Consider the following 25,636-nt stretch of genomic DNA (forward strand, 5'->3'; position numbering starts at 1 on the left):
GGAACCTCCACTCTCGCGCTCACGACTTCGACAGTCACACCAGTGATCTTGAAGAAGTTTCCCGCAAGATTTTCAGCGCTCACTTCGGCCATTTGGCCGTGATTTTTATTTGGTTGAGCGGCGCTTTCTTCCACGGAGCACGTTTTTCCAACTACTCCGGTTGGCTTCTTGATCCCCTGCATGTAAAGCCAAGCGCCCAGGTTGTTTGGCCGATTTTTGGCCAAGAGATCCTGAATGGCGACATGGGTGGCGGCTTCCGCGGCATCCAGATGACCTCCGGTCTCTTCCATGTTTGGCGTGCCTGGGGTTTCACAAATGAAACTCAGCTGTTAGCAACGGCTATCGGCGCTTTGGTGATGGCTGGCCTGATGCTCAATGCAGGCGTTTTCCATTACCACAAGGCAGCTCCAAAGCTTGAGTGGTTCCAAAACGTTGAGTCGATGCTCAACCACCACTTGGCTGGTCTGCTTGGTTTGGGGTCACTTTCCTGGACAGGACACCTGATTCACGTGTCCCTGCCCACCACCCTGTTGATGGATGCCATCGATGCAGGACAACCCCTCAGTCTTGATGGCAAAACCATTGCCTCAGTGGCTGATATCCCCCTGCCCCACGCTTTCCTGAATCAGGATTTATTGGGTCAGTTGTATCCCGGTATTAAGGAAGGCATTGGTGCCTTCTTCACCGGTAACTGGGCTGCCTACAGCGATTTCCTCACCTTTAAAGGTGGCTTGAATCCTGTTACCGGCAGCCTCTGGATGACAGACATCGCCCATCACCACTTGGCGATTGCGGTTCTGTTCATCGTGGCTGGCCACATGTATAGAACCAACTGGGGCATTGGCCACAGCATCAAGGAGATCCTTGAAGGCCAGAAAGGCGATCCCCTCTTGTTTCCTGCCACCCGTGGTCACGATGGCTTGTTTGAGTTCATGACCACCTCCTGGCATGCCCAGCTGGCGGTGAACTTGGCAATGCTCGGTTCTTTAACCATCATCGTTGCCCAGCACATGTATGCGATGCCTCCCTATCCATATATAGGTATCGATTACCCAACGCAGCTGTCGATATTTACCCACCACATGTGGATTGGTGGTTTTCTGATCGTTGGTGCTGGCGCCCACGCTTCAATCGCCATGGTGCGCGATTACGACCCGGCGAAGCATGTAGACAACGTGCTTGATCGCGTGCTCAAAGCTCGTGACGCCCTGATCAGTCACCTCAATTGGGTGTGCATTTGGTTGGGCTTCCACAGTTTCGGCCTCTACATCCACAACGACACCATGAGTGCCTTGGGTCGTCCCCAAGACATGTTCAGTGATTCGGCGATTCAGCTGCGTCCTGTATTCGCCCAGTGGATTCAAGGCTTGCATGCAGCAGCAGCAGGTTCCACAGCCCCTAACGCCCTTGCTGGCGTGAGCGAAGTGTTTAACGGCACTGTGATGGCGGTGGGTAACAAAGTTGCTATGGGGCCCATACCCCTTGGCACAGCAGACTTTATGGTGCACCACATCCATGCCTTCACGATTCACGTGACGGTGTTGATCCTGCTCAAGGGTGTGCTTTACAGCCGTAGCTCACGGTTGATTCCAGATAAGGCAAGCCTTGGTTTTGCCTTCCCTTGTGATGGCCCTGGCCGTGGTGGTACTTGTCAGGTTTCCGGTTGGGACCACGTGTTCCTCGGCCTGTTCTGGATGTACAACTCCCTATCGATCGTGATCTTCCACTTCTCCTGGAAGATGCAAAGCGATGTGTGGGGCACTGTTAATGCAAATGGCACGGTTCAGCACATAACCAACGGCAACTTTGCCGAGGGTGCCATCACCATCAATGGTTGGTTGCGTGATTTCCTGTGGGCGCAAGCTTCCCAGGTGATCAACAGCTACGGCTCCTCCAATAGCGCCTATGGCTTGCTGTTCCTTGGTGCTCACTTCATCTGGGCATTCAGCCTGATGTTCTTGTTCAGTGGCCGCGGCTACTGGCAGGAATTGATTGAGTCCATCGTTTGGGCTCACAACAAGCTCAAGGTTGCTCCGGCTATCCAGCCCCGTGCCCTGAGCATTCTTCAAGGCCGTGCGGTTGGCGTTGCCCACTACTTGTTAGGCGGCATCGTTACCACTTGGTCCTTCTTCTTGGCCCGCATCATCGCGGTGGGCTGACTTACCCCCTTCTGACCTCATCCAATGGCAACGAAATTTCCTTCGTTTAGCCAGGGTCTGGCCCAGGACCCCACCACCCGCCGCATTTGGTACGGCATTGCCACGGCTCACGATTTCGAGAGCCACGACGGCATGACCGAGGAGAAGCTTTACCAAAAGCTTTTCTCCACCCATTTCGGACATTTGGCCATCATTGGCCTCTGGGTGTCGGGGAACCTGTTCCATATCGCCTGGCAAGGCAACTTTGAGCAGTGGGTTACAGATCCTCTGCATATCCGTCCTATCGCTCACGCGATTTGGGATCCCCACTTCGGCCAAGGCGCTATTGATGCCTTTACCCAAGCGGGCGCTTCTTCTCCGGTGAATATTGCTTATTCCGGTTTGTACCACTGGTGGTACACCATCGGCATGCGCACTAACGCCGAGCTTTATCAGGGTTCCATCTTCATGATGATCCTGTCTGCCTGGGCTTTATTTGCCGGTTGGCTCCATCTCCAGCCCAAGTTCCGCCCTTCTTTGGCTTGGTTCAAAAACGCTGAATCACGGCTTAACCATCACCTAGCGGTGTTGTTTGGTTTCAGCTCTATCGCTTGGACAGGTCACCTGGTTCATGTGGCGATCCCTGAAGCCCGTGGGCAACACGTTGGTTGGGACAACTTCCTCACCACGCTTCCCCATCCCGCAGGTCTTGCACCCTTTTTCACTGGAAACTGGGGCGTTTATGCCGAGAATCCCGATGGCATGGGCCAACTCTTCGGTACTTCTGAAGGGGCTGGCACAGCGATCCTCACCTTCCTTGGTGGTTTTCATCCCCAAAGTGAAGCTCTCTGGCTCACAGACATTGCGCACCATCACTTGGCCATCGGTTGCATTTTTGTAATCGCCGGCCACATGTACCGCACCAATTTCGGTATCGGCCACTCGATTCGCGAAATTCTTGAAGCTCATAATCCACCTAAGGGAACCCCTGGCGACCTTGGCGCTGGCCATAAAGGGCTCTACGACACCATCAATAATTCACTGCACTTCCAGCTTGGTTTAGCTCTTGCCTCCCTAGGTGTTGCTACCAGCCTTGTGGCGCAGCATATGTATGCGATGCCCTCCTATGCCTTCATCGCAAAGGACTACACAACCCAGGCAGCGCTTTATACCCATCACCAATACATCGCCATCTTCTTGATGTGTGGTGCCTTTGCCCACGGTGCGATCTTCTTCATTCGTGACTACGACCCCGAAGCCAATAAGAACAACGTTCTGGCTCGGATGTTGGAGCACAAAGAGGCGATCATTAGCCACCTCAGCTGGGTATCTCTCTTCCTCGGTTTTCATACCCTTGGTCTCTATGTTCACAACGACGTAGTAGTTGCCTTCGGTACGCCTGAGAAGCAGATCTTGGTGGAGCCAGTGTTTGCTCAATTCGTGCAGGCCGCTTCAGGTAAAGCGATGTATGGAATGGATGTGCTGCTCTCTAATGCAGGCAGTGCCGCCAGTCATGCCAATGCTGCCTATATGGGCGGTTGGATGGATGCAATTAATTCACCTAATACCGATGTGTTCTTACAGATCGGCCCTGGTGATTTCTTAGTGCATCACGCCATCGCGCTTGGGCTGCACACCACCACCCTCATCCTTGTGAAGGGTGCCCTTGATGCCAGGGGTTCCAAACTGATGCCTGATAAAAAAGACTTCGGTTATTCCTTCCCTTGCGATGGCCCTGGCCGTGGTGGCACCTGCGATATTTCTGCTTGGGATTCCTTCTACTTAGCAGTGTTCTGGGCTTTGAATACCGTGGGCTGGGTAACTTTCTATTGGCACTGGAAGCATCTTGCAATTTGGCAAGGCAATGTGGCTCAGTTCAATGAATCAAGTACCTATTTGATGGGCTGGTTCCGCGATTATCTGTGGCTTAATAGCTCACAGTTGATTAATGGTTACAACCCTTCCGGTAGCAACAACTTGGCTGTTTGGGCATGGATGTTCCTGTTTGGTCACCTTGTGTGGGCTACTGGATTTATGTTCCTCATCTCCTGGCGTGGTTATTGGCAAGAGCTGATTGAAACCATCGTTTGGGCCCATCAACGCACACCACTCGCCAACTTGGTGGGCTGGCGCGATAAGCCTGTTGCACTATCAATCGTTCAAGCTCGTGTAGTTGGTTTAGCCCACTTCACCATTGGTTATATCCTTACCTACGCTGCCTTCTTGATCGCATCAACAGCTAGTAAATTTGGCTAGCTAGCTTTTCGTTTCATTAAAAAACCTCCGCTTCGGCGGAGGTTTTTTTGTGGGATTAAATACTAATATGTATTTATATTTTGTGATTCTTATATATTTAATCTAAGATATTTACACATTCCATTGAAACTGATCTGCTTTACTTGCTAAATTTTGGAGCTTCTTTACCTATCCTTAGCTGCTAACGTTTTGCCCCTTAGCTCCCATTCTTTTACAATTTCGTAGATCACTGGTAATACAAATAAACTCAATGCAGTTGAAACTAGTAAGCCGCTAAAAACCACAGTGCCAATGCTCACCCTGCTGGCGGCTCCAGCCCCTCGTGCCACCACAAGGGGTAAGAATCCAGCCAGGGAAGCTACTGCTGTTAAAAGTATTGGCCGCAGCCTTAATGCAGCAGCTTCTCGAATTGCTGCACTTACAGATTTACCTTCCTGCAAGCGTTGGTTTGCAAATTCAACAATCAAAATTCCATTTTTTGCAGCCAGGCTTATTAATACCAAAACTCCCACCTGGCCGTAAACATCAAGAAATAGTCCTCTTCCCGCTAGCCCTATCACCACACCAAGTAAGCCCAATGGCACCGTAATCAGGATCACTAAAGGATCAATTGCACTTTCATATAACGCTGCTAATAACAAATAAACTACTGCTAAACCAAGAGCAAATAAACCCCAGGTGCTACCGCTTGCCTTTTGTTCTTCCCGGGTGAGCCCTGTGAAATTCAATTGGGTGATTGGGCTATTACGTTGGATTTGTACCTGTTGCACCAGTTCAATTGCTTGGCCGCTGCTGATACCTGGTTTTGGTAATGCTTGGATTGAAATTGCACGGCTTTGCTCGCTGCGATTGATGCTGGTGGGTCCGTAGGCCTGCTCAAGCCGCACCAGGCTTGAAATTGGGATTAGATCCCCTTTTCTATTTCTTACCAATAACCGCAAAACATCTTCTGGTTTACTGCGATCTTTGCCATCTAATTGAATCAAGATGCGCCGCACCCTGCCGTCTTCAAAGGTGTCGTTTACATAGCTGCTACCAAAGCTTTCGCCAAGCACCCCCACCAGTTCTTGAAGGCTTACGCCAACAGCCGCCATTCTTTGCCGATCGGGCACCACCTGCAGCGCTGGTGAATCTGGATTGAAACGGGTGCTAACGCGCTCAAACTTACCTGTGGCTTCCGCTCTACGAATGAAATCTTGTGCTTCTTCACCGAAGGCACCAAGGCTTAAGCCGCCGCCGCTTACATCTAATAATTCCAATTCCAATCCCCCTTCTGAGCCAAATCCACGCACCGGTGGCGGTTGGCTTAAGTTCACCCTGCCAGCACCTTTAAGTGCTTTTCGCAGCGGTAAGTTTAATTTTTCTATTACTGCAGCAGTGCTTTTATCGTTTCCATAACCTCTTTTATCCAAGGGTTGTAGTCGCAGGAAAAATACACCTTTATTTGCGGCACTATCACCAAAAGACCTACCGGCATAAAAATTACCCACCCTTACCAGCGGTTCTTTTTCTACCACTTTGCGGATTTGCTCCATCGCCTTTTCAGTGCGCGTGAGCGATGCACCTTCAGGTAACACCAGCACCCCACGAATTTGGCCATCATCTTCTTGGGGTATAAAGCCGGTGGGTAGGCTTTTTATGCCAATGCCAGTTGCAAGAAGGCCAGCTAATAAGCCGATAATTACTAAGCGTCTCTTTTTAAATGTATATTCCAGTGCTTTTTGATATGGATTTCGTAGTTCTAACAGCCAGTTATCACTGCGTTGAAGAAATTTATGGATAATTGCCAATGGTTTAGGCGCACTGCCAAAATTTTGAGAAAGAAGTATGGTTGAAGCTACTGGTGTAAAGGTAAGGGCATTAATCATTGAAATTAGAATTGAACTGCCAATCACAACAGCGATCGGCTGATATAATTTACCCACTGATCCAGGCATTAACAATACAGGCAGAAATACCACAACAAGTACTAAGGAAGTGGCAATCACAGCACCGCTTAATTCCTGCATTGCATTGCCGGCTGCCTGGCGTGGGGTTTCGCCAAGTTCAATGCGGCGCCCGATATCTTCGCTAACAACAATTGCATCATCTACCACCACCCCTGATGCCAACACAAGGCCAAATAAGGTAAGAGTGTTTATGGAGCCATCCATTGTTCGCAGTAGAATAAAGCTACCAAGTAAAGACACTGGCACCGCAATAGCAGTTATTACAGCCAAGCGCCAATTTCCTAACCCCAATAGCAAAACAATAAATACCAATATCACCGCATCTCTTAGGGCATCAACGGCGTGGTTGATATTTTCGCGTACATTATCTGCTACATCAACGATGGTTTGAATCTCTAACCCCGGCGGTAGATCTGGTGTAACCTGCTCTAATAGCAATTCCACAGCATCACTTAGCTCCAGGGCGTTGCTGCCATCTCGTTGAAAAATAGACAAAGCTACGGTGGATTGGCCCCTAAGGTTGCGAGCACTGCTGTTGTAGTTTTCATCGCCGAGGCTAACTCTCCCTAGATCTTTTAAACGCACGCTGTTGCCATCGCCCAAAGGCGCAATGATTAGGTTTTCAATTTCTTCTTGGCTACGTAACCTTCCCTCCATGCGTAGAGGCAGGTTGTATTGCTGATCAGCAGGGCTTGGGGCATCGCCCACCTGCCCAAGTGCTGCAAGTACATTTTCTCTTTGTAATGCAACACTCACATCATTAATTGTGAGCCGGAAGAGATTTAATTGATCTGGATTTAGCCAGAGTCGATAGGCTAAATTCCCACTTCCAGTGAGGCTTACATCACCAATTCCTGGTAATCGAAGCAATGGATCGCGAAGATAACGATCAACCCAGCTGCTGATAAATTGTTGGCTATAAAGTTTGCTTTTATCACTGAAACTCAGCACCATCAAAAGATCAGTGCTTGTTCTTCTTACTTGTAGGCCTTGGCGTATTACCGATTGTGGCAATTGACGGGTAACGAGATTTGCCTCGTTTTGCACATTAATTTGATTTAATTCAGAGCTACGGCGATCTTCACCGATTGCGTCACTGAAAGTTAGTTGAACACTTGCACCATTTGCGGTGCTGGATGAACGGATTGAATCAAGTCTTTCAAGGCTATTGAGTTGTCGCTCCAGCAGGGTGGTAACCCCTTGCTCCACCACTTCAGCCCCCGCTCCGGGGTAGGTGGCCCGCACCGTTACCTTGCTTGGGGCAATCGGTGGCAGGTTTTCCACCTGCATGCCAAAAAGGCTCACCACCCCGGCTAGAACTATCAAAACGCTGAGCACCAGGGTGAGCAGCGGCCGCTTCAAAAACGGATCAGAAACTGACATCAGCAGGAATCCCTGCGCTAGTTATCTGATCTTGTCAGCGGAAGAGGGGCCGTGGCTTAGCCCACGCTCCAAACACCACCTGCGATGTTCACTAATGGTGAAACCAAAGCAGTGCCTGCAAGGAACCAGGCAAAGGCAGCTCCACCGCAACCACCTAACCAAAAGCCACTGGCAAATTCGGCCCAACCAGCTTTTGTAAACAGGTCGGTTGGAGGATTGTCGATGGTGGCATCAGGGGGCTGCACGTTTGGTCCCCTGCCGGCAGTGCCGTAGATGGAGAGGCAAACCGTGAGAATTGAAACCAAGCCAACGGCAGCTAGTAAGCCAGCTGTTGCGGCGTAATCGGTGTTGCGCAGAGGACCGCAAACACTGAAGGGTCCGTAGAGGAAGAAGCCATGGGCCATGCCAACTTCCAAGCCCCTGCGGTTAGGCGAAAGGGATGGGCGATAGGCGGGTAAGGCGTTCAGAAAAGCCTTCGTGAACCAGCTGCTGTTAACAGGCGTGGCCAGATTGCCGACGCAGGGGTCGGCGACAGGGGTGACAGTCATCTCAGTCGCGAGCCTCAATCACATTAAAAAGCAAAGCCATAACTACTGCAGGCAAACCGATTCCTACCAGTGGTATGAACACCGAGGGCAACCAGGCTGCGGCAAATTCTCCAGTCATTGGTTGAAAACACCTGTGAGAACATCAAGAGCCAAGGCTCTAGCTAACGGACTGTACGAACCTCAATCGCCCAGGTTCATTGGCAGGGCTTAGGCGTCATAAAAATTCAAGCTGCACTGCTCCTCAAGGTGGCGCGGACGCGGTAAATAGGGCGTCCTTGGCTTTCGTGATATGTGCGCATCATCAATTCTCCAAGGAGCCCAAAACAAAAAAGCTGTACCCCCGCCAAAAGCAACAACACGCAAAGGGTGAGAAGAGGCCGGTTTGCGATGTTATTGCCCAGTAATTTTTCGGCAATTAGCACTAAACCCATCAAGCTGCCCGCCACGATTGCCAACAGCCCCCAAAATCCAAATACATGCATTGGTCTGGTGAGAAAACGTTTCATGAACCACACCGTGAGTAAATCCATCAACACACGAAAAGTTCGATCGATGCCGTATTTACTTTTGCCGTAGCGGCGAGGTTGATGATTCACTTTTAGTTCTGTGATTCGCGCCCCCTCAATTGAGGCCAAAGCCGGCAGGAAGCGATGCAATTCACCGTAGAGATTCATATCTGCAAGCACCTCACGGCGATAGGCCTTTAAGGAACAGCCGTAATCGTGGAGCCGCACATCAGTAACTGATGCGATTAAACGGTTGGCCAGTTTTGAAGGAAGTAAACGGCTTAAGGCGGCATCTTGACGTTGATGACGCCAGCCGCTCACCAGATCAAAGCCTTCCCGCAACTTGTGCAACATCAAGGGAATGTCGGCTGGATCATTTTGTAAATCACCATCCAAAGTAACGATTTCATCCCCTTTGCTTGCATCAAATCCAGCGGCCATCGCAGCTGTTTGGCCGTAGTTGCGCCGCAGCAACACAGCCACTAATTCAGGTGTGGTTTCGCTTAATCGGGTAAGCACTTTTGCCGTTCCATCGCTGGAGCCGTCGTCTACCAATACAAGTTCAAATATTTCGCCCAAATGCCGCATGGTGCCGAGCACTTGAGCCACCAGCAGTGGCAGGCTCTCCTCCTCGTTAAACAGAGGTATCACCACGGAAATAGTCACGGCTGGAGAAGCGTTAGGGAAGGTAGCTGCCATCGTGGCAGCGCTGCACTCTGCCAGCACCACGTATTTCTGCCCTGTAATGGCTGGCAACAGGGTGCTTATCGCTAGGCCATAACGCATCGATACCGATGCCATTACGGCCATGGCTTATCCCGGAGCTATGCAAATATCTGCCGTTTCCAAGATGTAGCCCCACATGGCTGCAACGTTTGGGGTTACCAAAAAAGATCAGATCTCCAGGGGCCAGCAAACTAAAGCAGCCGGAATTAACAGCTACGGCATTACAGAAGCGTTCCTGTTGATAGGCGTCCCTTGGAATCCAAACACCGAGATCGGCAAATAAGCGTTGAACTAAGCCCGAACAATCAAAATTGGGGCCGAGGCTGCCTCCCCAGAGATATGTATTCGGAATTGCCATGGCAGCAATTGCGTTTGTTAGCAACTTTGGTAGGAGGGCATCGATAGCAGGGGCGTTGAGCTGCCGGGGACGCCCCGCCGCACAGCTCACCTCAGCGCCAACTAGTTGTTGCGGTTCGATCCAGCCGCGGTAGCCATCTTCTTTTAATTGCACCAAGCGCCGCCGCCCCTCTACTGGCGTTGCCAAAATTTTCAAACAGCGGCCAGGCCAGGCTTGCGTAGCAAGGCCCATGCCCCTTGGATTGCTGTAAAGATCAAGTGGTTTAGTTAATTGCCAGCAGCTGAGGGGCTGCAGGCTTGGATTTGGCAGGCTGACTAGGGTTCCCATAGCAATGTGCCTTTGCAATGGCGTTCTACAGCCAGGATCCACAGCTGGAGGAGCAATTAAGCACAGCGCTTGCTGAAATAACGCAGCTGGCGCCGGAAGAATTAAGCAACATCAGTGCTACCTGGGTGGTTTACAACAACTCGCCAATTGATATTGCCTCTTCACTGAATAACGAAGACTTTTGGCAATTACCCATAAAAGGGGCGAGTTATCAGGGGCAGCAGTTGCGATATCCCGCCAGTGTGGTGAAACTTTTTTATGGCGCTGCGATTGAAAGCTGGTTAGGCCGTGATTTATTGCTTGAAGGGGCAGAGTTGCGCCGCGCATTTAGGGCGATGTTGCAAGATTCAAGTAACGATGCCACTTCATTTGTGGTGGATTTATTAACGGGTACAAGCAGTGGAGCTGAGTTGCCTGAGGATCCACTTAATAGTTGGGCGCGCCAACGCCTGTTGGTTAATCAATGGTTTGCGAAATTGGGCTGGACGGAATGGGAGGGTTGTAACGCCTGCCAAAAAACTTGGACTGATGGCCCCTATGGCCGCGAACAGCAGTTTTATGGCCCTAATAAAGAAAATCGCAACCGTTTGAATACCGATATCACTGCTCGATTGCTCCATGCCGTGATTGCTGGTGCCTGGCAATCACCACTGGCAGGGGCCCGGCTTCGTGGCGCGATAGCTCGCAGTTTGGATATTGCTGATCGCAAGGCTGATCTGGAAAATCAGGTGGATGGTTTTTTGGGGGCAGGGCTACCAGAGGGAAGTTGTTTATGGAGTAAAGCTGGCTGGATGAGTACAGCGCGCCATGATGCCGCCTACTGCGAGGTGCCGGATTGCCCGCCGTTTATGTTGATAGTTTTTAGTGAAGGCAACCAATGGGCCGCCGATGAAAAATTCCTGCCTGATCTAGCAACCAAGCTTTGGAAAGTATTGCGCTGATATTTTTTGTTATAGTTGGCTTAATTATTGTTATGTGATGGCTATCATCCCCCGCTGGCGTTTTATGAGTGATGATGCAAAGGCAATCACAAAACGCACCGCTATTTCTGCCGTTGTGGTTGTATTGGCATTGCTGATTTTTAGGGGGCTTTTGCCTTGGATCTTTGGGGGACTTGTTGCTTGGTGGGTTTGGAAAGCAATTAATAAATAGGATTTATAAATCTCTACAGGTTGATACCAATAATATGGCTTGTTGTAATTGAGTTTATATTGTAAACCGCCACCTTGACTGCGGCAAATCCAGTGATTTTTTTATATTTTTCTTTAAAGTTGGAAATCAACGTTGCCACGTCGCCCTGTTCGTTGCAATAAAAAAATTCATCACCTCCAGAACCTCCAATGCAAACGATGGAGTGATTTGCATTCGGTTCTAAAGGCGCATATTCCCTAGTTAATCTTGATGCCATAATTTCAATCTTACACAATTAACTTGGTTGTAATTATGCAGTCTGTTGATCTTTTGCCCAGATGCGCTCGAGGGTTTTTCTAAAAGCTTCAACGCTTTGGGGTTTAACAAGTACGTGGCGGCGAATCAAGCTGGTAATACGCCAAAATTTGATCCCAACAGCAAAAGCGAAAACCGCCCAGGGCAGCAGCATCCAGAGAGGATTATTCATATAAGTACCTGTACTACAGAACAAATCTAAGTGATTTACAAAAACAAAAGGGTTCAAGCGGTCTCAAAACCGCTTGAACCCTTTTGAAACGGAGAGGGAGGGATTCGAACCCTCGACAAGAGTTGCCCCCTGTAACTCCTTAGCAGGGAGCCGCTTTCAACCGCTCAGCCACCTCTCCAGTGGTTTGGAAAGTTTATCAGTGCTCCTGGCAAGGCGGCAGCCGCGGTAGGCGGTGATTAAAACTGCAAAGAATTTCCCAGGGGATTGTGCCGCAGGTTTCACTCCACACCTCAGGGCCGATCTGATCATTTCCGGATTGGCCCAGCAGGGTTACCACATGCCCTTCCTCTAAAGACGGTAAATCCGTAGCATCCACCACCAGTTGATCCATTGTTATGGCACCCACCTGGGGCAAGCGCTCACCTTGGGCCATCACTTCCATGCGGCCCGACAGCAAACGGGCCACACCATCTGCATAGCCAATACCTAATACAGCTAGCCGGCTTGGTCTTTGCGTAATAAAGCGATGGCCATAGCTCACCCCCACGCCAGCGGGCACCTCCCGCAGCAGTGTTACCCGGGCGCGCACAGTCATTGCTGGTTTTAGAGCTATTTTTTGGCTCAGGTGTGTAGCTGGTGCATGGCCGTAGATAGCAAGACCCACCCGCACAAGGTTGTAGTGCAATTCGCGGTTGCCCAAGGTGGCTGCTGAATTTGCAAGATGACAAAAACCAGGCCGTTGGTTAATGCCAATTAGATGTTGCATTACTTCTTCAAAACGTTGTTGCTGCAATCGGGTATGGCTACTAGCGAGTTGATCTGCATCTGCAAGATGGGAATACAAACCTTGTAGTTGGAGATCTGCCATGGCGTTTATTGCTGCCAATAATTGCGGCCCTTCCTCCCATGGCGCCCCAAGACGTGCCATGCCGGTATCAAGTTTTAGTTGCACCGCCAGTGATTGGCCGGCATTTGCAGCCTCCTGATTTGCCAGCTGCGCCTGGCGCAAACTGCTGATCGTGGGCATTAATTGCCAATGCAGGCAGCAGCGAAATTCCTCTGGCGCCTGCAGGTTGCCAAGCACTAAAACAGGTTGCTTTATACCGGCCTGGCGTAATTCAATTGCTTCGGCAAGGGTGGCAACACCAAAACTGCTGGCGCCTCCTTTTATGGCGGCCTCTGCCACCGTTACAGCCCCATGGCCATAGCCATCAGCTTTCACCACTGCCATCAATTCACAATGCTCCGCTAAAGAAGCCTTGATGCAACTGGTGTTATGGGTGATTGCATCGCGGTTGATCTCCACCCAGGCCCGCTGCTGGGGCCCATGCATCAGAAGCGACATTGATGGGCTGCACTATTTCGTTAGCATGAAGCAACCCCGGTCGCTTTGCGTGGGACACGTCCTTGTTTTAAATGCGTCCTACGAGCCGCTCAATATCACCAGCTGGCGCCGTGCGGTAGTGATGGTGTTGAAAGGTAAGGCAGAAGGTTTGGAACATGAGCAACGCACCCTGAGGCCTGATTTATTAGCGCCCACAGTTATTCGTTTACGTCAATTTGTAAGGATTCCATTTAAAGAATTACCACTCACCCGCCGCAATGTTTTTCAGCGTGATCATCACACCTGTCAGTACTGCGCTTACAAAGGAGAGCAGTTATCAATCGACCATGTAATTCCCCGCAGTCGCGGCGGCCAAGATACCTGGGAAAATGTAATTACAGCTTGTATCCGTTGCAATGTGCGTAAAGGTAGCCGCACACCAAAAGAAGCTGATATGCCGATGAGTTCGGTGCCGCGCCGGCCTGTAAGTACACTTTATTTTGAAGCAACACGCCAGATACGAAATGGCCGCAGAGAAGAATGGCGCAAATATGTTATTGGAGCTTAATTAATTTTGATTGTGGGCCAGCTCTTCTAATTGCTTTTGTTGATCGGCATGGATACAGGCACCAATAATTTCATCTAATTGCCCTTGCAATACAGTTTCTAATGGAAAGTTACGACCCAAACGGTGATCGGTAATTCGATTATCTTTGTAGTTGTAAGTGCGAATTTTTTCACTGCGATCACCGCTTCCAACTTGGGCCCGCCGCGCTGAACTTTCAGCATTAGCAGCAGCTTCTAATTCAAGTGCTAACAATTTAGCTCTTAGAATTTCCAAAGCGCGCTCACGATTTTGCGCTTGTGAACGTTCCTGAGTGCAAAAAACTCTGATTCCTGTTGGTTTATGAAAAAGATCAATAGCTGTTTCTACTTTGTTAACGTTTTGCCCACCAGCACCACCGGAGCGGGCACTACTAATCTCAAGATCTTTTGGATCTAGTTGCACATCAACTGGATCAGCCTCAGGCATTACGGCAACAGTGGCTGTTGATGTGTGTACCCGGCCTTGGGATTCAGTTGCAGGCACCCGTTGCACTCTATGAACCCCAGCTTCATATTTTAATTGGCTAAATACAGCATCACCACGAATCGCTAAAATCAGTTCTTTGAATCCACCAAGTTCTGCATCTGAAGCGCTTACAGGCTGCACCTGCCAGCCTTCAGTTTGCGCATAGCGTTCATACATTCGGGCTAAATCACCAGCCCATATAGCCGCCTCATCTCCGCCAGCGCCAGCTCTAATTTCTAACATTACGCTGCGTTCATCGCGGGGATCGCTAGGTAAAAGAGCAAGACGTAATTTCTCTTCTAATCGTTGCCGATCATTATCAAGTGATTCAATTTCTTCTTGAGCTAATAGCTCCATCTCTGCATCACCCCTCGATTCCCGCAGCATTTCTCTTGCTTGCAGGTTTTGCTTGGTAATGACCTGTAACGCCTGATAATCCAGCACCAAGGGTTCAAGCCTGGAGCGTTCCCGTGCCAGCTTTAACAGTTCTTGTGGATTATTCGTCACACTGGGATCAGCCAGTTGACGTTCTAAAGCTTCAAATGTGCGACAGGTGGCTTCGAGCCGATCGGTCACGAAGGAACTGTCCAAAATTGGTGATGCTCAGTATTGGTTTAGGTATCTTTTTGAGCATCTTCGATGCTACCCATGCCGTATTTCCGCATAAAGCGATCAACCCGACCTTCAGTATCAAGGATTTTCTGAGTACCAGTGTAGAAGGGGTGATTACCACTCCAAACATCTACATTCAGCTCGGGTGATGTGGAACCGATGGTCATCACCACTTCCCCATTACATATAACCTTGGCATCTGGGTACCAAGTGGGATGGATATTGGCTTTTGGCATGATTGAAATTAGCGTTTGGAGAATTGAGGCGCTTTACGAGCTTTCTTAAGGCCGTATTTACGACGTTCTTTAGCTCTTGGATCTCGGCTGAGATGACCTTCGCTTTTAAGTGGTTTGCGGTTGTCTGGTGAAAGATCGCAGAGGGCGCGAGCTGCACCCTGCTTAATGGCGTCAGCTTGGCCGGTTAAACCACCACCACGCACATTCACCAAGATGTCGTATTCCTTGGCGAGACCTAAGGTTTCGAGTGGAGCTCGAACGGAACTCAAGTATGTGGGGTTGTAGTTGAGATAATTATCTCCCGGACGCCCATTAATGGTGATGACGCCGCTACCTGGCACCACGCGCACACGGGCAACTGCGGTTTTCCGACGACCGGTACCCCAGTAAACAACAGGCTTATTAGTGATGCTCATTTCAAGGTGGCGGCAGGATTAAGCTCAAGGATTTGCGGTAACTGAGCAGCATGGGGATGCTCTGTGCCCTTATAAACCTTCAGTTTGCGAAATAACTGACGGCCAAGAGCGTTGTGGGGCAACATCCCTTTGATAGCGGTTTCCACAATCCTTTCAGGAATACGGCCCTGTAGCGCAGAGAAGGTTTCCACCTTCATGCCACCAGGGCGTCCGGAATGGCGGCGATACACTTTTTGGCTGGATTTATTTCCTGTAACCCGCACCTTTTCGGCGTTGATCACAATCACAAAATCTCCAGCATCCAAATGAGGCGTGAAGGTGGGCTTGTTTTTGCCGCGTAACACCTGGGCTACCTCGCTTGCGAGGCGGCCAAGACATTTATTTTCCGCGTCCACCACATACCAGTGGCGTTCGAGGGATTGAATGGAGGGGACAACTGTTTTGTTCATCGCGCCGGCGGGCCGGAACCACGGGGTTAGCCCTGCAATGCAGGATCTGGAGGATAGGAAGCTTTAAATCAACCTGATGTTGCAACAGCAGGAGGCGGATCGGAAACTTCCAACCGATGCCGCGGTAGACAATCGTACCACGCAGCTAATGGAAAAACTGGCTGGGGATAGCCCACCCGGAGCAGGCAAAGCCCTTGCGGGGGAGCAGCTTCTTTCACTTCTTCCCGCAGACATCGCTGCCATCTGCTGCGGAAGTTTGCCTCGCTCAGACGACCTTCACCAATGGCTACTAATTGTCCGAGTAATAATCTCACCATGCCGTAAAGAAAGCCGGTGGCCTGAATTTCTAGGGTTAACAAATCACCCTCCCGGCTTAATTCCACTTCTTCCACTGTTGTGCAACCATGGCGGCGATTGCTGCCCGCTTTTTGAAATGCCGAAAAGTCGTGGGTACCCACCAGTTCGCTTAGAGCACGGGCCATTGCGGCATCTTGCAATTGGCATTGATAGCGGTGCCAACTAAAAGGGGCCAAAAAAAGATTGGGGCCACGGCTATTGAAGATGGTGTATCGATAGCGGCGGTAGCTGGCGGAAAAACAGGCATGCCAATTGTTCGCAACAGCGGCAGCCGCACTGATACGAATGGTTGCTGGCAAGCGTCCGTTTAAAGCAGCGGCCCAACGGCTGGCTGGGATAGAACCGTGACAATCAAAATGAACTACTTGGCCAGCGGCATGTACACCGCTGTCGGTGCGACCAGCTGCAAAACTACGGCTTAAACGTTGGCTGCTGCTCGGCAGTGGATCAAGGGCATCGATGGCTTTATCAAGAGTTGCTTGAACGCTTGGATGGCCTTCTTGTCGCTGCCAGCCACAAAAAGGCCCCCCGTCGTATTGCAGACAGAGGGCAATCCGTTCACTCAAACCAATTCGATAATTGCCATTACTGCATTGTCACCACGGCGAGGCACCGTGCGGATGATGCGGGTGTAACCCCCTTTGCGGTCGCCGTAGCGATCTGGGGCTTTATCGAATAAAGCATGAACTAATTGTTTGTCGTAGATATATCCCATGGCGCGGCGGCGGGAAGCAAGGCTGCCCTCTTTTGCCAGGGTGATCATGCGCTCAGCTTCATCCCGCAGGGCTTTTGCTCGCGCTTTAGTTGTAGTAACACGACCTTCTCTGATCAGTTGGGTGGTGAGACCACGGAGTAATGCTTTGCGTTGGTCGGCGGGGCGTCCCAGCATGGGAACGCGACATTGGTGGCGCATGATGAAACGGGTTTATAGGGGGTTAGCCGTCAGACGGGGGTGCGGCTTTGGGGTAAGGAGATGCCGATGCGCTCCAAGGCTTCAATCACCTCATCTGCTGATTTTGAACCAAAGTTTTTGATCTCTAAAAGATCTTCGTAACTAAAGCCCATCAAATCAGATACTGAGTTCACCTGAGCGCGCTTAAGGCAGTTGTAAGCACGCACTGAAAGGTTTAACTCCTCTAATGGAATCTGACTTTCGGCGGTGGGTTCAGGTTCAACACTTTGCTCTTCCACCATTGAAAGAGTAGCTAGAGGTTGAAACAAAGTTATTAACTGATTGGCTGCTTGGGCCATGGCATCGTCTGGAGTGATCGAGCCATTGGTTTGGATTTCAAGGCGCAGCCTCTCCCGTGCAGAGCCCCCTTCCCCCACAGCGGTTTCATCCACCGTGTAATTAACCCGACGCACGGGCATAAATACGGCATCGATCTGGAGCAAATCGATGGAGGCAGTGTCTTCACAACCACGCTCTACTGGGCGGTAGCCCACTCCACGTTCTACATGGAGTTCAAGTTCAAGACTATGGCCATCAGCGATGGTGGCAATCGGCCTTTTGTTGTCCACCACAGAAACCTGGGAGGAGAATTGCAAATCGGCGGCTGTTACTTGGGCTGGGCCACTCATAACTAAGCGGCCTATTTCTGTGTCTTGGCTGCGGCTGTTGAGGATCAGCTCTTTGCAATTCAACAGAATGTCGAGCACGTCTTCGCGAACACCAGGCACCGTGGCGTATTCGTGGTTTACGCCACTAATACGCACGGCAGTGACGGCAGTGCCTTCCAATCCGCTCATTAATTCCCTGCGCAGGGAATTGCCGAGGGTGGTGGCCTGGCCGCGATCGAGGGGCCCGATCACGAATACACCAGTTTGGGAACGGTCTTCGCCGATCTGGTAATCGACACGGTCAATTTGGAACTGCAACACGGCCGGAAGATCTAAAGAGCGAAGGAGCCCGGAGGGCGGTTAAAGAAAGCGGATGCGATCAAACGCGACGGCGTTTGGCACGGCGACAGCCGTTGTGAGGAAGGGGTGTTACATCTCGGATCAGGGTGATTTCCAGCCCCGCCACTTGAAGGGCGCGAATAGCTGTTTCACGGCCTGATCCGGGACCCCGCACCAATACTTCGATCTGTCTCATGCCTTGCTCGAGGGCGCGACGGCCCGCAGCTTCAGCAGCGGTTTGGGCGGCAAATGGTGTTCCCTTGCGAGCTCCCTTGAAGCCACTGGCTCCAGCGGAAGACCAGGAGATAACTTCACCAGATGTGTCTGTTATAGACACAATGGTGTTGTTAAAAGTGCTCTGAATGTGAGCAACACCGTTGGGAACGTTGCGTTTGGCCTTTTTAGGGCCTGTTTTTTTGGCTGGTTTTGCCATTGGTTAGGGCCTGCAGGGGCAGGAAGGTGATCAAGGAACGGAGAAGCCCTGGTGACGCCTTTAGGGAATTTCCCCAGGCGGCAGAACTTTTTAAAACAGCGCAAGCAAAAAAAATTACTTCTTCTTACCGGCCACTGTTTTACGGGCACCACGGCGGGTGCGCGCATTTGTGCGGGTGCGTTGGCCGCGAACTGGGAGGCCCATGCGATGACGACGGCCCCTCAAGCAACCAATGTCTTGCAAACGCTTCATGGCCATGCCCTCTTGGCGGCGAAGATCGCCCTCAAGAGTGAATGTTTCAGCTGCCACTCGCAGCTTCTGGACATCGCTATCGCTCAAATCCTTAACCCGGATATCCGGATTAACGCCACTTAAGGCCAGGATCTTTTGGGCCCTGGTAAGGCCCACGCCATAGATGTAAGTGAGGGAGATCTCCACCCGCTTGTCGCGGGGGATATCTACGCCGATGATCCGAGCCACTGAAGAAAATTCGTAGAGAGTGAAACCACTGCCGATGCAGGGGTTGTTGGATTTGATGCTGGCCCTTAGCTAGCTGCTTTAAGCCGTTGGCCGTAACCAATTGCTAAAACTGTTGGCAAAGGGGGAGGGAATTAACCCTGGCGTTGCTTGTGCTTTGGGTTGGTGCAGATCACCATTACCCTGCCGTGGCGACGAATCACCCGGCATTTGTCGCACATGCGCTTCACTGAGGCGCGCACCTTCATTGGTGTGCTCTCCTTTTTACAAACCAAGACTTTACCATGTGGAGCGCTTGAGACAAGTGTTATTGAAGTACTAGTGCTATGGCGGTTGCTACTGATTCAACGCTTCCAGTGCTGGGCACTGCCTGCAATTGGCCTCGATTTTGGTAGTACTCGATTAGGGGTTTGGTTTGGTCGCGGTAAACCTGAAGACGATGGCGGATCACTGTCTCGTTGTCGTCTGTGCGGCCCCTTGCCAGTAGGCGCTGAACGAGTTCATCGTCGCCTAATTCCATTAGTAGAACCTTTTGCAAAGGTTGATTTAGCTCCAATAGCAACTTATCTAATGCCTGCGCTTGGGGCAGATTTCTAGGAAATCCGTCTAGCAGCCAACCACCTTGATGCTTACTGAGCGTGCTACGCACGATTGCTAAAACAAGGGCATCGCTCACCAGTTCACCGCGATTCATCACCGCTTCGGCTTCAAGGCCCAACTGGCTTCCGGCTTTTACTTCGGCTCGAAGTAGATCACCGGTTGATAAATGTAAAAGCTGATGACTTAAAGCAAGTTGTTCTGCTTGGGTTCCTTTACCAGCACCTGGAGGGCCAAGAAAAAGTAAGCGGTGGGTCATTGGCGCACCATTCCTTCGTAGCGCTCAGAAATCACATAAGTTTGCACTTGTTTTGCCGTATCTATCGCAACTCCAACAAGGATTAATAGGGAGGTTGCCCCCAGCCCTTGAAAGGTTCTTACGTTTGTGGCCCCTTCAACTGCTGCAGGAATAATTGCAACTGCCCCAAGGAATAGGCCCCCAAGCAGGGTGAGGCGATTCTGAACTCCCCCTAGATATTTGGCTGTTGCAGAGCCAGGCCTTACCCCTGGAATCGCAACGCCTCCTTTTTTTAAATTTGTGGCGATGTCTTGTGGATTAATTGAAAGGGTGGCTAGGAAAAAAGAAAAGCCACATATCAAACTAAAAAATGCCAGGGCATAAAGCCAAGGTGTGCTGCTATTTGGATTTAAATAACCGGCAATTTTTATCAGCAATTCACTTTTAGTGAGATTTGCCACTGTTAAAGGCAAAAAGATCACGGCAGAAGCAAAAATGATTGGCATCACTCCACCTGCGTTGAGCTTCAAGGGGAGATAGCTCTGGCGCTCCGACAGCATCGCTCCATTACCCACTTGGCGTTTTGCACTAACTATTGGAATTCGTCTGCTGCCTTCTTGCACAGAAACGATGCCAAGGATGGTGATCAAAAAAACCAATACCAAAACGAGAATGCCCGCGATGGTGCCTCGATCTCCACTTTGGGCTAGCTCAACGGTGGAGCCAAGGGCCTTAGGCAAGGTGGCAACAATGTTGAGGAAGATCACTAGAGAAGCCCCTTGGCCGATACCCCGTTCGGTGATTACTTCCGATATCCACATCACCACCATTGAACCCGTAACAAGTGCTAAGGCTGTCTGCACTACAAAAACTGTGCTCGAAACGGAATCCACCGCATAGGGCCTCAGGATTAAAGCAAAAACGACACTTTGCAAAACTCCCCAACCCAGAGCTACATAACGGGTTATCTGGGCAATTTTGCGTCTACCAGCCTCCCCCTCATTCTTTTGGAGATCTTCAAGGGCTGGCAGAGATGCCGTTAACAACTGCAGAATTATCGAAGCATTAATGAAAGGCAAAATGCCTAAAGCAAAAATGCCGAGGGAGGAAATACCACCACCGGTAAAGATGTCTAAAAATCCAATCAGCTGTCCGCCTTGCTGAATGAATTGTTGAAATGCAACCCGATCGATGCCTGGCATCGGGATATAAATGCCAAGCCTCACCAATACCAAAAGGCCAAGAGTTGTGAGAACGCGATTTCTCAGAACTTTGGCTTGGACCAGTTGAGTAATAACTTCGCCAGCGCTTGGGGTGCGACCCCTACTAAGAAGCATGGATTGGTGGGCTCAAAAAGATGAAATTTTTAATCGATTATCTCGCAGCTGCCCCCTGCAGCTTCAATTTTTTCCCGAGCTGAGGCGGTGAAAGCTGCTGCGCGTACGGTTAATTTCACCGTTAGATCTCCATTACCGAGAACTTTAAGAGGATGTTTGGGGCTGGTAATAACTCCAGCTTCTTCTAAAGATTCACAAGTAACAACAGAACCGGCCTTCATTTGGGCAAGTTTGCCCACATTGAGCACGGTGTAGTAGGTGGGATTCACCAATGTGAAGTGCTTGAGCTTTGGTACGCGACGGTAGAGGGGCATTTGGCCACCTTCAAAACCTGGCCTGGTGGGGCGACCGGATCTTGATTTTTGCCCGCGCATTCCAAAACCACAGCTGGCGCCCTGGCCAGCTGCAATACCGCGACCCTTGCGGAGTTTGCGACGACGGGAACCTTTCTGGGGTTTGAGAGTTTGAAGTGTTAGTGACATGGTTATGGGCTCAGGAATAGATCTGCTCTAAAGGAATACCGCGTTCCTTGGCGGTGTCTTGGTGGGTGCGAAGCCCCCGTAAGGCCACCATGGCAGCCCGCGCATTGTTGAGCGGAGTTTTACTGCCCAGGCGTTTTGCCAGAACGTTTTTAACGCCTGCCAACTCGAGCACAGTGCGGATCGATCCCCCAGCGATAACTCCGGTACCAGGAGCTGCAGGACGAATCAAAACACTGGCAGCGCCATCGCAACCTGTACCCATGGTGGGAATGGAGTTGAAACGAGTGAGGGGTACTTTTACAAGATTTTTCTTGCCATCGGCCACGCCTTTTTTAACAGCGCCAATTACATCTCCTGCTTTACCAACACCAACACCAACTTGACCCTTCTCGTTGCCTACAACGATGATGGCCCTGAAGCTCATTTTTTTACCGCCTTTTACTGTTTTGGAAACACGGCGTATTTGAACAACCCGTTCTTGCCATTCGGAATCGCGTTCTTGATCCCGACGGTTACCGCGTTTTTCGCCCCGGCCGCGACGATCACCACCGCCACCGCCACCGCCACCGCCAGCTCCGCCACCGCGGCCGCCACGGCGATCTCCCTGCCCTTCGGCAGCGGCGGGAACATCAGCAGCGCCGGGAATGTCTTGAGCTTGGAATTGGTCGTTGGATGCAGTCATGGTTTTGCAGGATCAGAACTTAAGGCCCGCTTCCCGGGCAGCTTCGGCAAGGGCTTTAACCCGACCGTGGTACAGGTTGCCGCCGCGATCGAAGACCACCTGGTTGATGCCTTTGGCAAGGGCACGCTTGGCGACCAGCTGACCAACAGCGATAGAAGCATCGCAGTTGGAGCCACTGTTCAAACCAGTGCGTAGATCCTTATCGAGGCTGGAGGCAGCCGCCAAGGTGTGCTGGGCGGCGTCGTCTATCACTTGAGCATATATGTGCTCGTTAGAGCGATATACGGCAAGCCGTGGACGCTCTGGCGTGCCTTCAAGGTGACGACGCAAACGCCGATGACGGCGTTGGGTTTGTTGTTTGCGAGAGGAGGGAGACATGGCAGGAATTTAAAAAAGAGAGGAACGGCCTTATTTCTTGCCGGTCTTTCCGGCCTTGCGAAGGATGCGTTCACCCTCGTATTTGATCCCTTTACCTTTGTAGGGCTCCGGTGGCCGAATGGCACGAACTTTTGCGGCTTCATTGCCCACAATCTCTTTGTCCGCCCCGGAAACCATCACCTGAGTGTTGTTTTCCACTGCAAATGTGACGCCGCTAGGGGGTTCAATTTCCACTTGGTGGCTGTAGCCGGCGTTCACAACAAGGGTTTTGCCCTTAACAGCGGCGCGATAACCAACACCGATGATTTCGAGTTTGCGGGTAAAGCCCTTAGAAACACCTTCCACCATGTTTGCCACCAGGGTGCGGCAAAGACCGTGACGTTCCCTGGAACGACGGGTGGCATCTACGGCTGCCACGGTGAGAATGTTTTCAGCTTGAGTAATAACTACCCCTTCAGGTAGTAGGCGGCTGAGTTCACCTTTAGGGCCTTTCACCTTTACGGCAAGCCCATTGATCTCTACAGACACTTTGTCTGGGAGGGGGATCGGATTTTTGCCTATGCGTGACATGGTTTGTTCTCCGATCAGTACACGTAGCAGAGCACTTCACCGCCCACGCCTTCTTTACGGGCGGTGCGGTCGCTCATTACCCCTTTCGAGGTAGAGATGATTGCAACGCCGAGGCCACCCAAAACTTTGGGTAGTTCGCGGCGGTTTTTGTAGACGCGCAAACCTGGCTTACTCACACGCTGCACTGAGCGAATTGAGGGCTGGCGTTGCTTGCCGCTGTATTTGAGGGAGAGCACTATTTGAGTGCTCACCCCTTCGCCTTCCTCGGCGATTTCGGAGATGAAACCCTCCTGCTGCAGCACCTTTGCGATACTGCGGCACATCCGAGAGGAAGGAATGCGGGTGGTTGGGTGACGTTTTTCACACGCATTACGAATGCGAGTGAGCATGTCTGAAATTGGGTCGTGGTTGGCCATAGCGGTTTCCGGAACGAGGGCAATCAGTTGCTGCGGAACGGCATCCCCATCTCGCGAAGTAGGGCGCGGCCCTCTTCGTCGTTACGGGCGCTGGTCACGATGGTGATGTCCATGCCCCGGATGGCGTCGATCTTGTCGAAGGAGATTTCAGGAAAGATGATCTGTTCCCGAACCCCAAGGGTGTAGTTACCCCGTCCATCAAAACTCTTTTCACTTACCCCGCGAAAATCCCTGATACGTGGCAACGCCAAGTTGATTAGGCGTTCTAAAAAGGCATACATCCTGTCGCCCCGAAGGGTAACGGCGATACCAATCGGCATGCCAGCACGAATCTTGAATGTGGCGATGGCTTTCTTAGCTCGGGTAACCATCGGCTTTTGGCCGGTGATGGTAGCGATTTCAGTTAGAGATGCTTCAAGGGCTTTGGCATTTGTAGCCGCTTCACCAAGACCACGGTTCACAGTGATTTTCACCACTTTTGGAACCTGGTGCATATTGGAAAAGTTGAGATCCTTGAGCAGCTTTGGCTGGATCGCTTCCCGGTAGCGAGTTTTAAGGGACATGGCGGGGGATTTAGTGGCGACTCTGGACTGGGTCAGAGCCAGAAAAAGGTGTTGAAAGAGAGGGAGTGGCTGAAGCTAAGGGGCTTCAATCAAGAAGTTCCCCAGTTTTCTTGAGCCTGCGTTTTTTGTTGCCGTCTTTGTCGGTAACAAGTTCAACCCGGCTTGCCACTTGTTTAGAAGTGGAATAAACCATCACATTGGAAGCATGAATTGCTGTTTCTTCAGTGAGGATTCGGCCTGTTTCACCTTCTTGGGTGGGTTTTACATGCTTAGTTCTCAGGTTTAAGCCTTGAACAAGCACACGGTTTTCCCAGGGAAAAGTGCGAAGTACTTCGCCGGTTTTACCCTTATCTTTGCCCGTGATCACCTGAACGGTGTCGCCTTTTCGGATCTTCATCTTGATCCGGGTGGGGGTGGGAGCTGACATGTCAGATCACCTCCGGAGCGAGCGAAACAATCTTTGTGAAATTGCGTTCCCGAAGTTCTCTGGCAACTGGGCCAAAAACACGGGTGCCCTTCGGGTTGTTGTCGGCATTGATGATCACAGCGGCGTTGTCGTCGAAGCGAATCGAATTGCCGGTGTCGCGACGCAGGGTGTGCCTAGTGCGAACAACTACGGCTCTCACCACGTCTGATTTTTTGACACCCATGTTGGGCATGGCATCTTTAACGGCGGCAACAATCACATCACCTACGTGGGCGTAGCGACGGTTTGTACCCAATACACGAATGCATTGGATCCGTTTGGCACCGCTGTTGTCGGCAACGTTTAGGTAGCTTTCTTGCTGAATCATGGGTTTTAGCTCAGCGGGCCCCGAGGAGTGTTGTCATAATTTCGGCCACCGCCCAGCGTTTGGTACGACTTAGCGGACGGGTTTCGGTGATGCGAACTTTGTCGCCGATTTGGCAACGATTTTCCTCATCATGGACTTTGTATCTGGTGGTGCGGCTAACCGTCTTTTTGTAGATGGGATGGGGAAAACGGTTTTCTACCGCCACCACCACCGTTTTATCCATCTTGTCGCTAACGACGGTGCCGACCCTTTCTTTTAATGCCATGGTTTTAGGGGGGGTCAGAGGGCGGCAACGGAGCTGGAGCGCTCCTTTTGCACCGTTAGCAGCTGGGCCAGCTTGAGGCGGGCATGGCGGAAACGGTGGGGATTTTCCAGGCGGCTAGTGGCCTGCTGGAAACGCAGATCAAACAGTTCCCGTCGGGTACCGCTGATCTGGTCGCTGATTTCGCTGTCGCTAAGACTGCGCAGGCTGGTGATTTCAGGAAGTGCCATGGT

At 51.0% G+C, this 25,636-nt stretch carries 35 protein-coding genes and 1 tRNA gene; 5 read left to right on the forward strand and 31 right to left on the reverse strand.

All coding sequences use genetic code 11. The features are described 5' to 3' along the window. Both psaA and psaB read left to right on the forward strand, forming a co-directional pair. A partial coding sequence (psaA, locus tag AC2JC8_RS04180; protein WP_484594254.1) for a photosystem I core protein PsaA occupies positions 1 to 2,159 on the forward strand: 2,159 nt, incomplete at its 5' end. Between the two features lie 24 nt (positions 2,160 to 2,183). Beyond that, on the forward strand, positions 2,184 to 4,394 hold the full coding sequence (gene psaB / locus AC2JC8_RS04185) for a photosystem I core protein PsaB (RefSeq protein WP_295456561.1): 2,211 nt from the start codon (positions 2,184 to 2,186) through the stop codon (positions 4,392 to 4,394). A 164-nt stretch (positions 4,395 to 4,558) separates the two neighbouring features. On the opposite strand, the gene AC2JC8_RS04190 is transcribed toward psaB, so the two are convergent. From AC2JC8_RS04190 to AC2JC8_RS04210, 5 genes are all read right to left on the reverse strand, one after another. Then, positions 4,559 to 7,726 carry an efflux RND transporter permease subunit gene (locus tag AC2JC8_RS04190; protein ID WP_484594255.1) on the reverse strand — a complete coding sequence of 1,056 codons (3,168 nt, stop codon included), beginning with the start codon at positions 7,724 to 7,726 and terminating at the stop codon, positions 4,559 to 4,561. Positions 7,727 to 7,782: 56 nt separating this feature from the next. Then, the gene (locus AC2JC8_RS04195; RefSeq protein ID WP_484399913.1) at positions 7,783 to 8,274 is read right to left on the reverse strand and encodes a photosystem I reaction center subunit XI; all 492 of its coding nucleotides are present in this window, start codon (positions 8,272 to 8,274) and stop codon (positions 7,783 to 7,785) included. 1 nt (position 8,275) lies between these two features. Further along, the gene (locus tag AC2JC8_RS04200) at positions 8,276 to 8,392 is read right to left on the reverse strand and encodes a photosystem I reaction center subunit VIII (RefSeq protein WP_484399914.1); all 117 of its coding nucleotides are present in this window, start codon (positions 8,390 to 8,392) and stop codon (positions 8,276 to 8,278) included. A 106-nt stretch (positions 8,393 to 8,498) separates the two neighbouring features. Then, entirely contained in the window at positions 8,499 to 9,479 is a 981-nt protein-coding gene (locus AC2JC8_RS04205) for a glycosyltransferase family 2 protein (protein WP_484399970.1), read from the reverse strand. After that, positions 9,460 to 10,191 (reverse strand): C40 family peptidase, encoded by a 732-nt coding sequence (locus AC2JC8_RS04210; protein ID WP_484399915.1) that lies wholly within the window; start codon positions 10,189 to 10,191, stop codon positions 9,460 to 9,462. Before AC2JC8_RS04210 ends, AC2JC8_RS04205 begins: the two co-directional genes overlap by 20 nt. Before the next feature lie 17 nt (positions 10,192 to 10,208). Between AC2JC8_RS04210 and AC2JC8_RS04215 the strand changes: the two genes are divergently transcribed. Then, positions 10,209 to 11,132, forward strand: a complete 924-nt coding sequence (locus AC2JC8_RS04215; RefSeq protein WP_484399917.1) for a serine hydrolase — start codon at positions 10,209 to 10,211, stop codon at positions 11,130 to 11,132. A 37-nt stretch (positions 11,133 to 11,169) separates the two neighbouring features. Next, on the forward strand, positions 11,170 to 11,343 hold the full coding sequence (locus AC2JC8_RS04220; RefSeq protein WP_295473409.1) for a hypothetical protein: 174 nt from the start codon (positions 11,170 to 11,172) through the stop codon (positions 11,341 to 11,343). Positions 11,344 to 11,356: 13 nt separating this feature from the next. On the opposite strand, the gene AC2JC8_RS04225 is transcribed toward AC2JC8_RS04220, so the two are convergent. The 4 genes from AC2JC8_RS04225 to alr all read right to left on the reverse strand — a co-directional run bounded on the left by AC2JC8_RS04225 (position 11,357) and on the right by alr (position 13,154). Then, entirely contained in the window at positions 11,357 to 11,599 is a 243-nt protein-coding gene (locus AC2JC8_RS04225) for a hypothetical protein (protein WP_484399918.1), read from the reverse strand. Between the two features lie 33 nt (positions 11,600 to 11,632). Then, positions 11,633 to 11,809 carry a hypothetical protein gene (locus tag AC2JC8_RS04230; RefSeq protein WP_484399919.1) on the reverse strand — a complete coding sequence of 59 codons (177 nt, stop codon included), beginning with the start codon at positions 11,807 to 11,809 and terminating at the stop codon, positions 11,633 to 11,635. 89 nt (positions 11,810 to 11,898) lie between these two features. Further along, positions 11,899 to 11,987, reverse strand: a tRNA-Ser gene (locus tag AC2JC8_RS04235). A gap of 18 nt (positions 11,988 to 12,005) precedes the next feature. Then, entirely contained in the window at positions 12,006 to 13,154 is a 1,149-nt protein-coding gene (gene alr, locus AC2JC8_RS04240) for an alanine racemase (protein WP_484594256.1), read from the reverse strand. 49 nt (positions 13,155 to 13,203) lie between these two features. Between alr and AC2JC8_RS04245 the strand changes: the two genes are divergently transcribed. After that, positions 13,204 to 13,701: an HNH endonuclease gene (locus tag AC2JC8_RS04245; protein WP_399218818.1), complete on the forward strand. Its 498-nt coding sequence runs from the start codon at positions 13,204 to 13,206 to the stop codon at positions 13,699 to 13,701. Here the strand turns inward: AC2JC8_RS04245 and prfA are convergent, their stop codons facing one another. The 22 genes from prfA to rpmC all read right to left on the reverse strand — a co-directional run bounded on the left by prfA (position 13,702) and on the right by rpmC (position 25,633). Continuing rightward, positions 13,702 to 14,796, reverse strand: a complete 1,095-nt coding sequence (gene prfA / locus AC2JC8_RS04250; RefSeq protein WP_255132838.1) for a peptide chain release factor 1 — start codon at positions 14,794 to 14,796, stop codon at positions 13,702 to 13,704. Between the two features lie 23 nt (positions 14,797 to 14,819). After that, positions 14,820 to 15,053, reverse strand: coding sequence for a 50S ribosomal protein L31 (gene rpmE / locus AC2JC8_RS04255; RefSeq protein WP_255132836.1), 234 nt, complete (start codon positions 15,051 to 15,053; stop codon positions 14,820 to 14,822). Between the two features lie 8 nt (positions 15,054 to 15,061). Continuing rightward, the gene (rpsI, locus tag AC2JC8_RS04260) at positions 15,062 to 15,469 is read right to left on the reverse strand and encodes a 30S ribosomal protein S9 (protein ID WP_255132834.1); all 408 of its coding nucleotides are present in this window, start codon (positions 15,467 to 15,469) and stop codon (positions 15,062 to 15,064) included. After that, positions 15,466 to 15,918 carry a 50S ribosomal protein L13 gene (rplM, locus tag AC2JC8_RS04265; RefSeq protein ID WP_255132832.1) on the reverse strand — a complete coding sequence of 151 codons (453 nt, stop codon included), beginning with the start codon at positions 15,916 to 15,918 and terminating at the stop codon, positions 15,466 to 15,468. The genes rpsI and rplM overlap by 4 nt, the downstream gene beginning before the upstream one ends. 68 nt (positions 15,919 to 15,986) lie before the next feature. Continuing rightward, positions 15,987 to 16,841, reverse strand: a complete 855-nt coding sequence (gene truA / locus AC2JC8_RS04270) for a tRNA pseudouridine(38-40) synthase TruA (RefSeq protein WP_484399922.1) — start codon at positions 16,839 to 16,841, stop codon at positions 15,987 to 15,989. Further along, positions 16,838 to 17,188: a 50S ribosomal protein L17 gene (rplQ, locus tag AC2JC8_RS04275; RefSeq protein ID WP_255132828.1), complete on the reverse strand. Its 351-nt coding sequence runs from the start codon at positions 17,186 to 17,188 to the stop codon at positions 16,838 to 16,840. Before rplQ ends, truA begins: the two co-directional genes overlap by 4 nt. A 29-nt stretch (positions 17,189 to 17,217) precedes the next feature. Then, entirely contained in the window at positions 17,218 to 18,156 is a 939-nt protein-coding gene (locus tag AC2JC8_RS04280; protein WP_484399923.1) for a DNA-directed RNA polymerase subunit alpha, read from the reverse strand. A 58-nt stretch (positions 18,157 to 18,214) separates the two neighbouring features. Continuing rightward, positions 18,215 to 18,607, reverse strand: a complete 393-nt coding sequence (gene rpsK / locus AC2JC8_RS04285) for a 30S ribosomal protein S11 (RefSeq protein WP_255132823.1) — start codon at positions 18,605 to 18,607, stop codon at positions 18,215 to 18,217. A 114-nt stretch (positions 18,608 to 18,721) separates the two neighbouring features. Then, a complete protein-coding gene (gene rpsM / locus AC2JC8_RS04290) occupies positions 18,722 to 19,087 on the reverse strand; it encodes a 30S ribosomal protein S13 (RefSeq protein WP_484399925.1) in 366 nt (121 codons plus the stop codon). Between the two features lie 131 nt (positions 19,088 to 19,218). Further along, positions 19,219 to 19,332, reverse strand: a complete 114-nt coding sequence (rpmJ, locus tag AC2JC8_RS04295; protein WP_048018126.1) for a 50S ribosomal protein L36 — start codon at positions 19,330 to 19,332, stop codon at positions 19,219 to 19,221. Between the two features lie 59 nt (positions 19,333 to 19,391). Continuing rightward, positions 19,392 to 19,940 carry an adenylate kinase gene (locus AC2JC8_RS04300; protein WP_484594257.1) on the reverse strand — a complete coding sequence of 183 codons (549 nt, stop codon included), beginning with the start codon at positions 19,938 to 19,940 and terminating at the stop codon, positions 19,392 to 19,394. Further along, positions 19,937 to 21,256, reverse strand: coding sequence for a preprotein translocase subunit SecY (gene secY, locus AC2JC8_RS04305; RefSeq protein WP_484399927.1), 1,320 nt, complete (start codon positions 21,254 to 21,256; stop codon positions 19,937 to 19,939). The genes AC2JC8_RS04300 and secY overlap by 4 nt, the downstream gene beginning before the upstream one ends. A 29-nt stretch (positions 21,257 to 21,285) precedes the next feature. Continuing rightward, a complete protein-coding gene (gene rplO / locus AC2JC8_RS04310) occupies positions 21,286 to 21,738 on the reverse strand; it encodes a 50S ribosomal protein L15 (protein ID WP_255131160.1) in 453 nt (150 codons plus the stop codon). 10 nt (positions 21,739 to 21,748) lie between these two features. Then, positions 21,749 to 22,420, reverse strand: a complete 672-nt coding sequence (rpsE, locus tag AC2JC8_RS04315) for a 30S ribosomal protein S5 (protein ID WP_484594258.1) — start codon at positions 22,418 to 22,420, stop codon at positions 21,749 to 21,751. 12 nt (positions 22,421 to 22,432) lie between these two features. Next, positions 22,433 to 22,798 carry a 50S ribosomal protein L18 gene (rplR, locus tag AC2JC8_RS04320; RefSeq protein WP_484399930.1) on the reverse strand — a complete coding sequence of 122 codons (366 nt, stop codon included), beginning with the start codon at positions 22,796 to 22,798 and terminating at the stop codon, positions 22,433 to 22,435. A gap of 30 nt (positions 22,799 to 22,828) precedes the next feature. After that, positions 22,829 to 23,368 (reverse strand): 50S ribosomal protein L6, encoded by a 540-nt coding sequence (rplF, locus tag AC2JC8_RS04325; protein WP_484399931.1) that lies wholly within the window; start codon positions 23,366 to 23,368, stop codon positions 22,829 to 22,831. A 14-nt stretch (positions 23,369 to 23,382) separates the two neighbouring features. Next, the gene (rpsH, locus tag AC2JC8_RS04330) at positions 23,383 to 23,784 is read right to left on the reverse strand and encodes a 30S ribosomal protein S8 (protein WP_255131164.1); all 402 of its coding nucleotides are present in this window, start codon (positions 23,782 to 23,784) and stop codon (positions 23,383 to 23,385) included. A 23-nt stretch (positions 23,785 to 23,807) separates the two neighbouring features. Further along, the gene (gene rplE, locus AC2JC8_RS04335; RefSeq protein WP_255131165.1) at positions 23,808 to 24,347 is read right to left on the reverse strand and encodes a 50S ribosomal protein L5; all 540 of its coding nucleotides are present in this window, start codon (positions 24,345 to 24,347) and stop codon (positions 23,808 to 23,810) included. An 85-nt stretch (positions 24,348 to 24,432) separates the two neighbouring features. Then, the gene (gene rplX, locus AC2JC8_RS04340) at positions 24,433 to 24,744 is read right to left on the reverse strand and encodes a 50S ribosomal protein L24 (protein ID WP_255131190.1); all 312 of its coding nucleotides are present in this window, start codon (positions 24,742 to 24,744) and stop codon (positions 24,433 to 24,435) included. Between the two features lie 31 nt (positions 24,745 to 24,775). Beyond that, positions 24,776 to 25,141 carry a 50S ribosomal protein L14 gene (gene rplN, locus AC2JC8_RS04345; RefSeq protein ID WP_255131166.1) on the reverse strand — a complete coding sequence of 122 codons (366 nt, stop codon included), beginning with the start codon at positions 25,139 to 25,141 and terminating at the stop codon, positions 24,776 to 24,778. Positions 25,142 to 25,151: 10 nt separating this feature from the next. After that, positions 25,152 to 25,406, reverse strand: a complete 255-nt coding sequence (gene rpsQ, locus AC2JC8_RS04350) for a 30S ribosomal protein S17 (protein ID WP_484399933.1) — start codon at positions 25,404 to 25,406, stop codon at positions 25,152 to 25,154. A gap of 14 nt (positions 25,407 to 25,420) precedes the next feature. After that, positions 25,421 to 25,633 carry a 50S ribosomal protein L29 gene (gene rpmC, locus AC2JC8_RS04355; RefSeq protein WP_255131169.1) on the reverse strand — a complete coding sequence of 71 codons (213 nt, stop codon included), beginning with the start codon at positions 25,631 to 25,633 and terminating at the stop codon, positions 25,421 to 25,423. Between the last annotated feature and the right edge of the window lie 3 nt (positions 25,634 to 25,636).

It is taken from the genome of Synechococcus sp., assembly GCF_982614295.1.